This window comes from Bacillus sp. EKM208B (assembly GCF_011800725.1).
Taxonomy (GTDB): Bacteria; Bacillota; Bacilli; order Bacillales; family Bacillaceae; genus Bacillus; species Bacillus velezensis.
The window spans coordinates 146,195-159,729 of sequence record NZ_JAANHO010000003.1 but is presented as its reverse complement, the minus strand read 5'-3'; the positions used below and the strand labels follow the sequence as shown (position 1 = coordinate 159,729).

At 48.1% G+C, this 13,535-nt stretch carries 13 protein-coding genes; 7 read left to right on the top strand and 6 right to left on the bottom strand.

Translation table 11 applies throughout. The annotated features are described in order from the left end of the window. The first annotated feature begins 1 nt into the window (after window position 1). The 3 genes from G9F75_RS06200 to G9F75_RS06190 are packed head-to-tail and all read left to right on the top strand — an operon-like array spanning window position 2 to window position 3,143. Window positions 2–1,438, top strand: a complete 1,437-nt coding sequence (locus G9F75_RS06200; protein WP_053285071.1) for an acyl-CoA synthetase — start codon at window positions 2–4, stop codon at window positions 1,436–1,438. Continuing rightward, window positions 1,426–2,517 (top strand): acetyl-CoA C-acyltransferase, encoded by a 1,092-nt coding sequence (locus G9F75_RS06195; protein WP_167408973.1) that lies wholly within the window; start codon window positions 1,426–1,428, stop codon window positions 2,515–2,517. The genes G9F75_RS06200 and G9F75_RS06195 overlap by 13 nt, the downstream gene beginning before the upstream one ends. 50 nt (window positions 2,518–2,567) lie before the next feature. Further along, on the top strand, window positions 2,568–3,143 hold the full coding sequence (locus tag G9F75_RS06190; protein WP_103527012.1) for a histidine phosphatase family protein: 576 nt from the start codon (window positions 2,568–2,570) through the stop codon (window positions 3,141–3,143). A 15-nt stretch (window positions 3,144–3,158) separates the two neighbouring features. On the opposite strand, the gene G9F75_RS06185 is transcribed toward G9F75_RS06190, so the two are convergent. Next, window positions 3,159–4,037 carry an ABC transporter substrate-binding protein gene (locus G9F75_RS06185; RefSeq protein ID WP_061862039.1) on the bottom strand — a complete coding sequence of 293 codons (879 nt, stop codon included), beginning with the start codon at window positions 4,035–4,037 and terminating at the stop codon, window positions 3,159–3,161. Between the two features lie 489 nt (window positions 4,038–4,526). On the opposite strand from G9F75_RS06185, the gene G9F75_RS06175 reads away from it, so the two are divergent. Next, entirely contained in the window at window positions 4,527–5,675 is a 1,149-nt protein-coding gene (locus tag G9F75_RS06175; RefSeq protein ID WP_014417349.1) for a S8 family peptidase, read from the top strand. A 44-nt stretch (window positions 5,676–5,719) separates the two neighbouring features. On the opposite strand, the gene G9F75_RS06170 is transcribed toward G9F75_RS06175, so the two are convergent. Continuing rightward, entirely contained in the window at window positions 5,720–6,970 is a 1,251-nt protein-coding gene (locus G9F75_RS06170; protein ID WP_003155197.1) for a M48 family metallopeptidase, read from the bottom strand. A 154-nt stretch (window positions 6,971–7,124) separates the two neighbouring features. On the opposite strand from G9F75_RS06170, the gene G9F75_RS06165 reads away from it, so the two are divergent. Beyond that, the gene (locus G9F75_RS06165; RefSeq protein ID WP_007409201.1) at window positions 7,125–7,520 is read left to right on the top strand and encodes a YhfM domain-containing protein; all 396 of its coding nucleotides are present in this window, start codon (window positions 7,125–7,127) and stop codon (window positions 7,518–7,520) included. Between the two features lie 48 nt (window positions 7,521–7,568). On the opposite strand, the gene G9F75_RS06160 is transcribed toward G9F75_RS06165, so the two are convergent. The 4 genes from G9F75_RS06160 to G9F75_RS06145 form a co-directional block, all read right to left on the bottom strand. Further along, complete coding sequence (locus G9F75_RS06160) at window positions 7,569–9,110, bottom strand: fatty acid--CoA ligase family protein (RefSeq protein WP_007409202.1); 1,542 nt, start codon at window positions 9,108–9,110, stop codon at window positions 7,569–7,571. Window positions 9,111–9,241: 131 nt separating this feature from the next. After that, complete coding sequence (locus G9F75_RS06155) at window positions 9,242–9,886, bottom strand: SDR family oxidoreductase (RefSeq protein ID WP_017417391.1); 645 nt, start codon at window positions 9,884–9,886, stop codon at window positions 9,242–9,244. 80 nt (window positions 9,887–9,966) lie between these two features. Beyond that, entirely contained in the window at window positions 9,967–10,962 is a 996-nt protein-coding gene (gene lplA, locus G9F75_RS06150; RefSeq protein ID WP_003155205.1) for a lipoate--protein ligase, read from the bottom strand. Between the two features lie 12 nt (window positions 10,963–10,974). Beyond that, complete coding sequence (locus G9F75_RS06145) at window positions 10,975–11,709, bottom strand: MBL fold metallo-hydrolase (RefSeq protein ID WP_017417389.1); 735 nt, start codon at window positions 11,707–11,709, stop codon at window positions 10,975–10,977. A 151-nt stretch (window positions 11,710–11,860) separates the two neighbouring features. On the opposite strand from G9F75_RS06145, the gene yhfH reads away from it, so the two are divergent. Both yhfH and G9F75_RS06135 read left to right on the top strand, forming a co-directional pair. Continuing rightward, window positions 11,861–12,001, top strand: coding sequence for a protein YhfH (gene yhfH / locus G9F75_RS06140; RefSeq protein ID WP_012117221.1), 141 nt, complete (start codon window positions 11,861–11,863; stop codon window positions 11,999–12,001). Between the two features lie 234 nt (window positions 12,002–12,235). Then, a complete protein-coding gene (locus tag G9F75_RS06135) occupies window positions 12,236–13,525 on the top strand; it encodes a glutamate/proton symporter GltT (RefSeq protein ID WP_003155211.1) in 1,290 nt (429 codons plus the stop codon). Window positions 13,526–13,535 lie beyond the last annotated feature (10 nt).

The following is a 13,535-nucleotide window of genomic DNA, read 5'->3' as shown; positions in this document are numbered from 1 at the left end:
CATGATTACATCATCATATTCAGATACAGCCGGACAAGCGCCGGAACAGATCGCAATTCAGACAGAAACAGAACAGATCAACTATCAAACTTGGAACAGGCTGGTAAACCAAACCGCAAACTGGCTTGGCAGCCTTATAGATAAGCCCGAAAACATTGCAATATTACTGCCGAACGGCATCCCATTTTTACAACTTTTCGCAGGCGCGGCGCATGCCGGCTGCACGGCGGTTCCGTTAGATCCCCGCTCTGCAGCGGCGGAACTCGCGGACCAGCTGAACATCAGCAAAACCGACCTCGTCATCTGTGACCGCCGGCTGAGCGGCAGACTGGACGGCGTCAAAACGCCTGTCATCCTGTGGGATGAATGCAGGCCTTTGATCGAGGCGGAAAAAACGGAAGGCGCTTTTATCGAAAACGCCGGCCTGCCCTTTTATACCGGATTCACCTCGGGATCGACCGGTAAGCCGAAAGCCTTCACCCGCTCTCACCGTTCGTGGCTGGAGAGCTTTTCTTGTACGAAACGTGAATTCGGCATTTCCCCTGATGACAAAGTGTTGGTACCGGGCACGCTTCGCTCGTCACATTTTTTATACGGCGCCGTCAGCACTTTGTTTATCGGCGGAACCGTCATCCTTCAAAGAAAATTCAATCCGGCCGGAATGAAAGACCGGCTCAGACAAGCTGACGTTCTATATACCGTTCCGACAATGACGGACGCCCTGCTCTCACTAGAGGCGTTTCCGGATACACCGCTCAAGGTGATTTCTTCCGGTGCAGACTGGCCCGCTTCGTCTAAACAAGCGCTGTCAGAGCGCTATCCCCATTTGCGGTTGTACGATTTTTACGGAACGTCCGAGCTGAGTTTCGTGGCGTTCTTATCGCCTGAAGACAGCGCCCGAAAGCCTGACGCGGCGGGCCGCCCGTTTGAAAATGTTACAATCGAAATCCGCCGGCCCGGCGGAGAACGCTGCATGCCGGGCGAAACGGGGAAGATTTTTGTGAACAGCCCGATGAAATTTTCCGGATACATCAACGGCGCAAAATCTGATGATTCCGGCTGGATGACGGTTGATGACATGGGATATATCGATCGTGAAGGCTATCTTTATATCGAAGGACGTGAAAACGGGATGATCGTATCAGGCGGCCTGAATGTATTCCCTGAAGAGATAGAACGTGTGCTCAACCGCTGTCCGGGCGTCAGAAAAGCGGCAGTCATCGGCATTCCTGATGATTATTGGGGCAGCATCGCCGTTGCGGTGATCGACGGACATGCAAATGTAAAGGAACTGAAGAAACAGTGCCGCGAGCAGCTGGCGGCATATAAAATCCCGAAAAAGTGGCTGTTTTCAGAAATACCGGAAACAGCCGGCGGAAAGATCGCCCGTGCCGCCGTACAAAAGCAGGCAAAGGACATGATGGAATGGAAGCTGTAATTACGGATGCGAAACGGACGATTTTCGCCCGGGAAAACGGCCTGTTAAAAGACTGTCTCCCAGAAGATTTGGCAGCTCCGCTGATTCGCCATTTGAGCCGGAACATGCCCGAAGGCATTGATGAAGTCCTGATCGGAAACGCGACGGGCCGCGACGGGAATCTCGCCCGGCTGTCAGCCTTGGCCGCCGGACTTCCTTTGAGCGTGTCCGGTACGACCATCGACAGACAGTGCGGCTCCGGACTGGACGCCGTGAGGGTCGCGTGCCACTTTGTTAAAGCCGGCGCGGGGAGCACGTACATCGCGGGAGGAGCGGAGAGCAGCAGCCGTTCCCCTTTCTCATCCCGGGCGCGCTTTTCTCCTGAACACATCGGCGATCCTGATATGGGCATAGCAGCCGAGTATACGGCACAGGCTTACGGCGTAACGAGAAAGATGCAGGACGAATATGCCCTTCTCAGCTATGAACGGAGCGTCAAAGCGCACGAAGACGGCTTGTACCGCCGGGAAATTCTTCCCTGTCACGGATTCGCCGCTGACGAAAACATGCTGAAAAAGCGGAACATGGAGCCTCTCATCTCCCGTGCCAAACCCGTCTTTCAGTCCGGAGGCTCTGTCACCGCCGCCAACAGCTGCGGAATTTCTGATGGGGCGGCGGCAGTTTGTGTGATGGAAGAACAAAAAGCGCGGTCTCTCGGTTTAAAGCCAAGATTGCGTTTTATCGGAAGCGCGGTAAGCGGCGTCCATCCGCATTATCCGTCAGCAGCCCCGGTTTATGCCGTCAAAAAGCTTTTGAAGGAACGGAACCTGTCACCGGATGATATTGATATATACGAAATCAACGAGGCGTTTGCCGTCAAAATATGCGTTTTTTCACAGCAGCTTCAAGTGCCGTATTCTAAAATAAATGTCCGGGGCGGCGCTCTGGCCGTCGGGCATCCGTACGGGGCTTCCGGGGCGGCGCTTGTCACCCGGCTTTTTTATGAAGCAAAAAGACGCCCGGATGCCCGCTACGCAGCAGCAGCGATCGGCAGCGGAGGCGGAGTCGGACTGGCGCTTCTCTTTGAAGTGTTAACGTAACGGCAGTATAATAGATGATATCGATAAAAAATGATCGGAGTGGAGACTTTATGACTGCCGTTTGTTTAGTAAGACATGGAGAGACTGATTGGAATGCCCAAAAGAAGCTTCAAGGCAAATCGGATATTCCGTTAAATGCGACGGGAGAGCGTCAGGCGAAAGAAACAGGAGAGTACTTAAAGGGGTCCGAATGGGATGTCATCGTCTCAAGCCCGATGAAACGGGCCAGAAAAACAGCTGACATTATTAACGGGTTTTTGAATCTTCCCATTGTTGTCATGGAAGATTTCAGAGAACGGAGCTACGGTGATGCGGAAGGAATGTCCTTACCGGAACGGTCGAAGCGCTACCCGGATAAAAACTACCCGAATATGGAGACAGCAGAAGAGCTGACAGACAGAATGCTTGCCGGTTTAGTGAAAGTTCAGGAGCGGTTTCCTGAGCAAAAAGTACTGATCGTCGCTCACGGCGCAGCCATTCACGCCCTCTTGTCCGCCATTTCTGACGGTGATACCGACATACAAAACGCAAAGCTTGTCAATGCGTGCCTGAGCAATATCGAACGAATTGAAAATAAGTGGCGCGTCAAAGATTACAATATAAGCAACCACCTATCAGAATCATAACAAAAAGGCCCGAATTCAGTTTTGGGCCTTTTTGGCGAGCATTTTTTTCTGAAGATCATGTAATATGGCGTCCGCACCGTCAATGCTCCGGCGCTCCGTCCATACCGCCCTGTCCGCGCGGTAAACGTGTCCGTTTTTTACGGCTGTCAGCTGTTTCCAAAGGTGATTTTTTTCGAGTTCTTTCTCACCGTCCAACAGTACGATGTAATCAGGATCGATATGCAAAAGCTGCCCGGGCGTCATTTTGATAGAGTCTGATTTCCCGCCGGAATCCGTCTGGACCGCATATGTAAACCCTGCGAGCGTCAAAAGCCGGGATGTGAAAAACCGGTCATCCTTTACGGAAATGCTGTCATTTGCAGCGTCAATTAATAAAATCGTGCCGCCTTCTGCATCCAGCTTTCTTTTGATGTCATTCAGCTTTTCTTCCTGGGCCGACAATTGTTTCTCTATGATGCCATCTTTACCGACCGCCTTTTCAATAGTAAGGGCAGCGTCAACCGCATCCTGATAATCCGCAGCTTCATTTTGTAAAGCGATTGTCGGAGCGATCTTTGTCAGCTCATCGTATATCCCCTTGTGAAGGCTTGAGTCAGCAATGATGAGATCGGGTTTTAACGAAGTGATCTTTTTCAAATCGGGATGTGACGGGGGTCCGACAGACGGCCTGCCGTCGTTTCGCTCTGCCCGGTCATCCGCCGCAGCCGCCGGCTTTATGCCGAGATCATGGAGGGTATCAATAAAGCCCTCATTCAATACGGCGATGCGATGCGGGTGCGCAGCCACATGCGCCGTCCCTAGATCATGCCTGACGGCGGTTTCATGTTCCTGTTCTGAGCATCCCGTTATGAAGAGAACGGATAAGATCATCAGCATACTGAAAATTGGTTTCATCTGTTCCCCCTCTTTCATTTTTCCGCAATTATATCATTGACAATATAAGTATCAATGATATTCATTATCATTATTTTTATAAAATGGTTTCACAGCTTTTCTCCGTCAAGAAAGCCGAAGACTGATTCATGCCGGCCGCTTTATTTCATTCCGCTTTCGTTTCCATCAGACTTCTGCATTCAACAAAAGGTGACATTTATCCTGTTTTTGCCGCAGCTTCCAAAAATGGAATCAAACCGTTCGACCCAGCAAACAAGAGAGCGATCGCGGCTGTGTACAAATACTCATGTCCTTCCATCGGTTTTTTCCATTAAAATTTAAATATTTCGGGTTCCTATTAAACGAAAGAGAGATGATATACCTAAATAGAAATAAAACAAACTGAAAAAAATTGGGTCTACTAAAATATTATTCCATGCTATACAATTAATCCACAGAATAATCTGTCTATTGGTTGTTCTGCAAATGAAAAAAAGGAGAGGATAAAGAGTGAGAGGCAAAAAGGTATGGATCAGTTTGCTGTTTGCTTTAGCGTTAATCTTTACGATGGCGTTCGGCAGCACGTCTCCTGCCCAGGCGGCAGGGAAATCAAACGGGGAAAAGAAATACATTGTCGGATTTAAACAGACAATGAGCACGATGAGCGCCGCTAAGAAAAAAGATGTCATTTCTGAAAAAGGCGGGAAAGTGCAAAAGCAATTCAAATATGTAGACGCAGCTTCAGCTACATTAAATGAAAAAGCCGTAAAAGAGCTGAAAAAAGACCCTAGCGTCGCTTACGTTGAAGAAGATCACGTTGCACAGGCGTACGCGCAGTCCGTGCCTTACGGCGTATCACAGATTAAAGCCCCTGCTCTGCACTCTCAAGGCTTCACCGGATCAAATGTTAAAGTAGCGGTTATCGACAGCGGTATCGATTCTTCTCATCCTGATTTAAAGGTAGCAGGCGGAGCCAGCATGGTTCCTTCTGAAACAAATCCTTTCCAAGACAACAACTCTCACGGAACTCACGTTGCCGGTACAGTTGCGGCTCTTAATAACTCAGTCGGTGTATTAGGCGTTGCGCCAAGCGCATCTCTTTACGCTGTAAAAGTTCTCGGCGCTGACGGTTCCGGCCAGTACAGCTGGATCATTAACGGAATTGAGTGGGCGATCGCAAACAATATGGACGTTATTAACATGAGCCTCGGCGGACCTTCTGGTTCTGCAGCGTTAAAAGCGGCAGTTGACAAAGCCGTTGCTTCCGGCATCGTAGTCGTAGCGGCAGCCGGTAACGAAGGCACTTCCGGCAGCTCAAGCACAGTGGGCTACCCTGGTAAATACCCTTCTGTCATTGCGGTAGGGGCAGTTAACAGCAGCAACCAAAGAGCATCTTTCTCAAGCGTAGGTTCTGAGCTTGATGTCATGGCACCAGGCGTCTCTATCCAAAGCACGCTTCCTGGAAACAAATACGGCGCGTACAATGGTACGTCAATGGCATCTCCGCACGTTGCCGGAGCGGCTGCTTTGATTCTTTCTAAGCACCCGAACTGGACAAACACTCAAGTCCGCAGCAGTTTAGAAAACACCACTACAAAACTTGGTGATGCTTTCTACTACGGAAAAGGGCTGATCAACGTACAGGCGGCAGCTCAGTAAAACATAAAAAACCGGCGTCGGCCATGGCCCCGCCGGTTTTTTTATTATTTTTCTTCCTCCGCATGTTCAATCCGCTCCATGATCGACGGGTGGCTCCCTCTGAAGATTTTGACGAGAAACGGCGGGTTGACCCGGCTCAGTCCCGTATCGGCCAAGTCCTGAAACGTCTCAATCGCCGCTTCCCGGTTTCCGGTCAGCTCGATGCCGTAACGGTCGGCGGCGTTTTCCTGATACCTGGAGACGGCATTCGTAATCGGATCAGAAGCAAAACTGAGAACGGATATGAGGAGCAATAACAGCGGGAGGGCGGCCAGATCTTCAGGCCCCTTTATATGAAGCATTCGGCCGAAGAATTTGGACAGCCGCTTATAAAGCTTGTCAATGATATAGAACCCGGCTAATGACAGCAGGAGATACCCGGCCAGTCCGATGTACACGTGCTTCATCACATAGTGCCCCATCTCATGCCCCATAATGAACAAAATTTCCCGATCCTTCAGTTTGTTAAGCGTCGTATCCCACAAAACGATTCGCTTATTCGAACCGATTCCCGTCACATACGCATTCAGCGCATTCGTTTTCTCCGACATATTTACTTCATAAACATGGCTGGCCGGAATGTCGGCCTTGTCGGCAAGCGACAAAATTTTGCTTTCCAGCTCCTTGTCTTTCAGCGGATAGAAATCATTGTATAAAGGATCAATCACGACCGGCTGCAGGAAAAACAAAAACAGGGTAAACGGCACAGTAAGACACCAAGCGTAAAACCACCATTTTTTTGTATGCTTTGTGATCAGCCAGTAAAACACAAGCACACACACGGCAAACAGCGGAAAGCTGATCCAGAAATCAATGACATGGTCTCTTATCCAGCTTGCTGCTGTCTGCGTCGAAATATGATACGCAAGCGAAACCCGATATCCGATCCACTCAAGCGGAAGCGAAGCCGCCGTAACGATGAGTGAAATCACAAATACGAAGCTTACGATTTGCAGCACCCGAAAGCGCACCGCTGCTTCCAGCCAATGCTTTATTTTTTTGGCAAGCCCCGTAATGAGCAGCAGAAAAAATAAAAACCAATCTAACGGCGCTCCGATGAAAAATAAAAAATCCTTTACATTTGAAAAGTTTTCAGCGGCTGCCAGGCGGCCCGGGTCCATAAACGAGGACGGATCGGCTTTTGTTCCCTTTACGGCCTCCGGGACGGCGGAGTCTCCTGTCATAAAGAAATACCAATAGAAAAAAAGGCCGTACAGCACATAGGCAAGTCCCGCTGCCGCTATCCATTTGCGCATGGAAGTCTCCCTCCTTAGCCTTATGACTTACTCCTATTGTAAGCATAAATGCAAATAAATAGAACCAAGCCTCCGAAACGGATGTTAATCTTTTCACAACAGAAAAGAATGGAACAACAGGAAGCGGGAAAGACTAAAAGACGGAGTGATGAATATGAAAAAAATAATCGCGTTTATTGTAGTAATCGCCCTTTTGGTTATTGCTTTCTTCTATGTATACAGCCGGACCGGCGATGTGTTTCCATCAAGCAACGCAGATCTGATTATTCTGTCTGAGCACGGAAAAAAAGAAATCAAAATTAAAGACAGGCAGAATGTAAAAGATATGCTCGATATCTTGAACCAAGGAAAACAAGTCAAACTGACCAAAAGCGTGTCTCCCGATTACGACGGAACGGTCAAATACCATGAAGACCGTTTTGATTCATTCAGCATGTGGCTAGAAGGCGGCAATTATATGATGTACAAGTATAAAAACACGTATTACAAACTGACCCGGCATGATACGAAGCTTGTGCAAAGCATCATTAAGGAAGAATCACAGAGCTGACCGGATCAGCATGTAAAAGCGAAGCCCCCCGGCTTCGCTTTTCGTCCGTCATTTCGGAAGCATGTCCCGGACCGCCCGTCTCAGCAGCTTCCCGGTCGCGTTCTTCGGAATTTCATCAAGAAAAACCACTTCCGCCGGCCGTTTATATTTTGCCAAATGTGTTTCACAGTAATCAAAAACCGCCTGCTCTGTCAGCTCACCGTCCCCAGGCACTATATAAGCATGCACCGCTTCCCCCGTTTTGGCGTCAGGAACGCCGATGACCACGGCTTCTTTAATGCCCTCATGGCTGTAGAGCACTTCTTCTACTTCGCGCGGATAGACGTTGTATCCGCCGACGAGAATCATATCTTTTTTTCTGTCGACGATATAAAAATAACCGTCTTCATCGCGTTTCGCCAAATCACCCGTGTACAGCCAGCCGTCTTTCAGCGCGTGCTCCGTCTCCTCGGGCATCTTGTAATAGCCTTTCATCACATTCGGCCCTTTCACGATCAATTCTCCCACTTGATGGTCGGGCAATTCGCGTCCGAGTGTATCGACGACTTTATTTTCGACATGTAAAATATTCGTCCCGATCGACCCGGGCTTTCTCCCCCGGTCAAACGGATTAAAACACGTAACCGGAGACGCTTCAGAAAGTCCGTACCCCTCCAGAATGGTGACGTCAAAGGTTTGTTCAAACGTCTGCAACAGAGCGACCGGCATGGAGGCGCCGCCTGAAATGCACAGTCTGACGGACGCAAAATCCTCCGCCTTGCCGTGCTCGTATTGATACAGATAGTTATACATCGTCGGAACGCCGGCAAAAATGGTTGCCTGACGGCTTTTAATCAGTTTAAACACAGAAGCCGGGCTGAATTGCGGCTCGATTAAGACACACGCTCCGCTCATCAGAGGCGCATTCATACAAACGGTTAAACAAAAAACGTGAAACATCGGCAATGCCGCCACAATTTTGTCTTTCTCATTCATTCCTAAGTATCCGGCGACATCATTTGCATTGGAGAAAAGATTCTGATGGGTGAGCATGGCGCCTTTCGGTTTTCCGGTCGTCCCTGAGGTGTATAAAATGACGGCAGTATCATCTTTTGACAATGTCGGATAAGTTCTGCTGCGCTCCGCCGGGCGAAGCATTTTTGTAAACGTTGTCATTTTTAAGCGCAATTGAGGGTCTTCTGTCGATGGAGCGTTCTCTGCTGTCTGGCTGATAATGATATGCTCCAGCAGCGGCAGCGAGCCGTGCAGGCTTTCAAATACGGGAATTAAAAGATCGATGCCGGCGATCGCTTTGACATCGCCGTTTTTCAGCATGTATGCGATTTCTGAAGGTGTATATGCCGGATTAACAGGTATAACGACAATTCCCGCTTTTAACGCGCCGAAAAACGCAATAACAAAATCAGGCGTATTTCCGAGCAGCAGCGCGAGATGATCCCCTTTTTTCAGTCCCCTGTCCTCCAAGCCGTTTGCAAATGCTTTGATTTTACCTGCCAGCTCCTCATACGTCATGTACTGATCTTGAAACAGACAAGCTGGTTTTTCCGGTTTCTGCGATGCCGTTTCTTCCAATTTGGAAACCAGATTCATTTTCCCACCCCTTTAAAAATGTAATGAATGAATGGTCATTCATTTATCCGGAATAAACGTTCACTTTTATTATAGAAAAATATAGAAAAACACTCAAGGGCAAAAAGCCCCGAGTGCCGTAAAACCGGAAACTATAATTGTTTCAGCGCTTCACTGACCGGCGTGCCGCCCGCCGTCAGATCGAATGCTTTTTCATACGTATTCGGTTCATCAAGGGATGCGATAACGGTCTTGGCGACATCGTCTCTTGAAATGGAGCCTCTTTCTAAATCGGCCGCGGCTTTGATATTTCCCGTGCCGGGATCATTTAATAACCCGCCCGGCCGGATAATCGTATACGTCAGACCGCTCGCTTCAAGAATTTTATCCGCATAATGCTTTGCGGCGTAATACGGCTTCAGCGCTTCATTCCAATTGCCGCGGTTATGAGCCTGAAGGGCGCTTACCATAATGAACCGCTTGATGCCGGCTTTCTTTGCCGCTTCTATCGCTTTCGCCGCTCCATCAAGATCAATCAAAAGCGTCTTATCGTATCCGGTGCTTCCTCCTGATCCGGCGGTAAACACAATCGCGTCACAGCCTTCAGCAGCTTTCGCGATGTCTTCCGGGCTTCCTTCCAAATCTGCAAGAACGGCTTCTGTTCCCGCGGCTTGAAGCGCTTCTTTCTGCTCTTGTTTCCGGACCATCGCCCGCAGCGTATGCGTGCCGTCTTTTTGAAACAGCCCGGTCAGCCGCTGTCCGATCTGTCCGTTTGCTCCGATGAGAAATACTTTCATCATGATCCCTCCCTATACATTATGGTTCTATCATTTCACAAAAACGGGCGCTGATTCAAATCATGCGTTCGGCAAATGCTCTAATAAATCAGCTCGAGGAAATCTTCCAGCTCTATTTTACCGAAATACTGTTTCAGATCGATTCCGGCCAGCGCCTCCCTGATAGCGGTTCGGTCATACTGTTTTCCGGTCAGTGCCTGTTCGACTTCACTCACATCTTTCGCACCGAAGAAATCACCGAAAATTTTGCAGTCCTGAATGATTCCTTTTTTCACTTCAAGACGCAGATCAATCGATCCGACCGGATAACGTTTCGAATGCTGAAGATTAAATGCGGGCGACCTTCCGAAATTCCAGTCCCAGTTTTGATAGCGCTCTTCGGAAATCTTCCGGATCGCTTTCCAGTCTTCATCGGTCAGTTTATATTCCGGCACTTCGGAAAGATCATTTGTATTAAAAATATGGTGAAGCAGGTGCTTTTTGAATTCGTCCGCCGTCATTTTGTCATCAAGAAACTCGCTGATGTTGGCGACACGGCTTCTGATTGACTTAATGCCTTTTGATTCGATTTTGTCCTTTTTCACTTTCAAGGCTGATACAACATGATCAATGGCGGAATCTAGCATTAATGTTCCGTGGCTGAAAATACGCCCTTTCGTCGAAAATTGAGCGTTGCCGGAAATTTTTCTGCCGTCCGCGACGATGTCGTTTCGGCCGCTTAATTCAGCTTCCACACCGAGCTGGCGCAGCGCTTGAATAACGGGTTCGGTGAATTTTTTAAAATTGTGAAAGCTGTCGCCGTCATCCTTGGTGATAAAACTGAAATTCAGATTCCCGAGGTCATGGTAAACCGCACCGCCTCCTGACAGCCTGCGGACGACGATGATTCCGTTATCTTCTACGTATTTCGTATTGATTTCTTCTATTGTGTTTTGGTTCTTCCCAATGATAATCGACGGCTGATTGACATAAAACAGCAGGTATGTCTGTTCAGGGTCGAGATGCTTCACGCAATATTCCTCGATCGCGAGGTTGATCCTCGGGTCGGTTATGTTTTGATTGTCGATAAATAACATGGTGCTCCTCCTTTATTTCTCCCACTTCAATCCGGAAGCGGCGATTGTCACTTCGCCCCCGAACACGGATTCCGCTTCTTCTTTCAGCTTCCGGTGCTCGCCGAAATGAGGCAGATGCGTGAGAATCAGCTCCCCCGCTCCGGCCTCCTTCGCGATACGTCCGGCTTCCAAACTGTTCATATGGCCGGCTGACGTGCCGTCCTGGTCTGCGTAAAAATTGCACTCACAGATCAGCAGATCGGCATTTTCCGCAAACGGGATAAACGCGTCCTGGTAGCTTGAATCAGCCGTATACACAACAGAAGCTGAACCGTCAGTAATCCGCATCGCATAACAGGTGACCGGATGCACCGTTTTCAGAAAGGTAATGGTGAACGGCCCGGCAGAAAGCGGGCGGTCCGGCTGATAGGCCACTCCTTTTGTATGCGTTTTATATGTAAGACGCTCAAACTGTTCTATATCAGCATCATGCCCGTAAATCGGCAGTGCATGCGTCCCTTTTCCGAGAAAGGAGCCGACCTGTTTGGCAAATTGAAGCGGCCCGATATCAGCGATGTGATCATGATGATAATGGGACAAAATGACGGCATCAAGCTCTTCTGCCGGAACATAGGCAAACAGCTTTGATAATACGGCGCTTCCGCAATCGACGAGCAGAGAATAGCCGCCGGACTGAAACAGATAGCCTGAAGTTGCTTCGTTTGCGGCCGGAAACCCGCCGCAGCATCCAATAACTGTAACTTTCATATAATCCTCCGAATGTTTATGATAAAAAGTTCCTTTCCTCCAATATACCTATTTTTCGTACAAATTGCATGTTTTAAACATTGTGCCAAAACAGCCGTTGATTTTCTCAAACTGTTATAATACAATGTAAAGACAAAACAATGAAAGAGGGATGGGTATGTTGGAAAAGATGTCGGATTTTTTCAGAAATTTACCCGGTAAGAAATGCGAAGAATGCGGAAATGAGATTGTTGAGCAGTATGAGTGTCACATTAATTTGTGCAATGACTGCTTGAAAATTAAGGATATGTGACAATAGGGCGCCGCACAATTCTAAGTTGTGCGGCGCCCGTTTTTTTCGTCCGTCATCATACTTTCTGAATAGGGCGTTATTCACCATTATTAGCAATTATCTGTACGTTTTAAAATATTCAGTATTTTCAATCTATATTTTTCTATAGACGGATTGTTTTCTTTTCTATTATAATTTGTTCTAATAGCTATCTTTTTAGATACTTATTGCACTTTTTTCTTCGGGAGGTAATCTATGAAAAAATTACGCTTTGGACTAGCGACGCAAATTTTCGTCGGACTCATACTAGGGGTTGTAGTCGGTGTCATCTGGTACGGCAATCCCGCCATTCCAACATATTTACAGCCTATCGGCGATTTGTTTTTACGCTTAATCAAAATGATAGTGATTCCAATTGTCGTCTCCAGCTTAATCATCGGCGTTGCCGGCGCGGGAAGCGGAAAACAAGTCGGAAAATTAGGCTTCAAAACGATTTTGTATTTTGAGATCATTACCACTTTTGCCATTATTCTCGGGCTGGCTTTGGCGAATCTGTTTCATCCGGGAACAGGCGTTAATATACATGAAGCTCAAAAGACAGATATCAGTCAATATGTTGAAACAGAAAAAGAACAAAATAACAAATCTATCGCAGACACATTCCTGCATATCGTACCGACAAACTTCTTCCAATCATTAGCCGAAGGAGATCTGCTTGCCATTATCTGCTTTACCGTGCTGTTTGCACTCGGCATCTCGGCAATCGGTGAAAAAGGAAAGCCTGTCTTGGCCTTCTTTGAAGGTGTTTCTCATGCGATGTTCCATGTTGTGAACCTGGTCATGAAAGTTGCGCCGTTTGGTGTTTTTGCGTTGATTGGTGTTACCGTTTCCAAATTTGGGCTCAGTTCCCTGCTTTCACTCGGTAAACTGGTCGGTTTAGTATATGTAGCTTTGGCTTTCTTTCTCATTGTTGTATTCGGAATCGTCGGAAAGCTTGCCGGAGTAAACATTTTCAAATTCCTCGCCTATATGAAGGATGAAATTTTATTAGCGTTCAGTACGTCAAGCTCCGAAACCGTACTCCCCCGCGTTATGGAAAAAATGGAGAAAATCGGCTGTCCGAAAGGTATTGTTTCCTTTGTTGTGCCGATCGGATATACCTTTAACTTAGACGGATCTGTGCTGTACCAATCTATCGCCGCTTTATTCCTCGCTCAGGTATACCACATTGACTTGTCCATTTGGCAGCAGATTACCCTTGTGCTTGTCTTGATGGTCACTTCCAAAGGAATGGCTGCCGTGCCCGGGACTTCTTTCGTCGTCCTGCTTGCGACATTAGGCGCATTCAACATTCCTGCAGAAGGCCTTGCATTCATCGCCGGGGTTGACCGGATTATGGACATGGCCCGTACGGTCGTCAATCTGACCGGAAACGCGCTGGCATCCGTTGTGATGTCAAAATGGGAAGGCCAGTATGATCCCGTTAAAGGCGCGAAGGTCATGAGCCTCGCCAAAACAGAACAAAACACAACCATCTCAGGTTAAAATAAACTCT

Excerpts from the sequence above, each read along its gene's own strand:
- G9F75_RS06160 (WP_007409202.1), bottom strand. The coding sequence starts at position 9,110 with ATGAATCTGGTTTCCAAATTGGAAGAAACGGCATCGCAGAAACCGGAA.
- G9F75_RS06195 (WP_167408973.1), top strand. The coding sequence starts at position 1,426 with ATGGAAGCTGTAATTACGGATGCGAAACGGACGATTTTCGCCCGGGAA.
- G9F75_RS06145 (WP_017417389.1), bottom strand. The coding sequence starts at position 11,709 with ATGAAAGTTACAGTTATTGGATGCTGCGGCGGGTTTCCGGCCGCAAAC.
- G9F75_RS06185 (WP_061862039.1), bottom strand. The coding sequence starts at position 4,037 with ATGAAACCAATTTTCAGTATGCTGATGATCTTATCCGTTCTCTTCATA.
- yhfH (WP_012117221.1), top strand. The coding sequence starts at position 11,861 with ATGGGTATGTTGGAAAAGATGTCGGATTTTTTCAGAAATTTACCCGGT.
- G9F75_RS06200 (WP_053285071.1), top strand. The coding sequence starts at position 2 with ATGATTACATCATCATATTCAGATACAGCCGGACAAGCGCCGGAACAG.
- G9F75_RS06155 (WP_017417391.1), bottom strand. The coding sequence starts at position 9,886 with ATGAAAGTATTTCTCATCGGAGCAAACGGACAGATCGGACAGCGGCTG.
- lplA (WP_003155205.1), bottom strand. The coding sequence starts at position 10,962 with ATGTTATTTATCGACAATCAAAACATAACCGACCCGAGGATCAACCTC.
- G9F75_RS06135 (WP_003155211.1), top strand. The coding sequence starts at position 12,236 with ATGAAAAAATTACGCTTTGGACTAGCGACGCAAATTTTCGTCGGACTC.
- G9F75_RS06190 (WP_103527012.1), top strand. The coding sequence starts at position 2,568 with ATGACTGCCGTTTGTTTAGTAAGACATGGAGAGACTGATTGGAATGCC.
- G9F75_RS06170 (WP_003155197.1), bottom strand. The coding sequence starts at position 6,970 with ATGCGCAAATGGATAGCGGCAGCGGGACTTGCCTATGTGCTGTACGGC.
- G9F75_RS06165 (WP_007409201.1), top strand. The coding sequence starts at position 7,125 with ATGAAAAAAATAATCGCGTTTATTGTAGTAATCGCCCTTTTGGTTATT.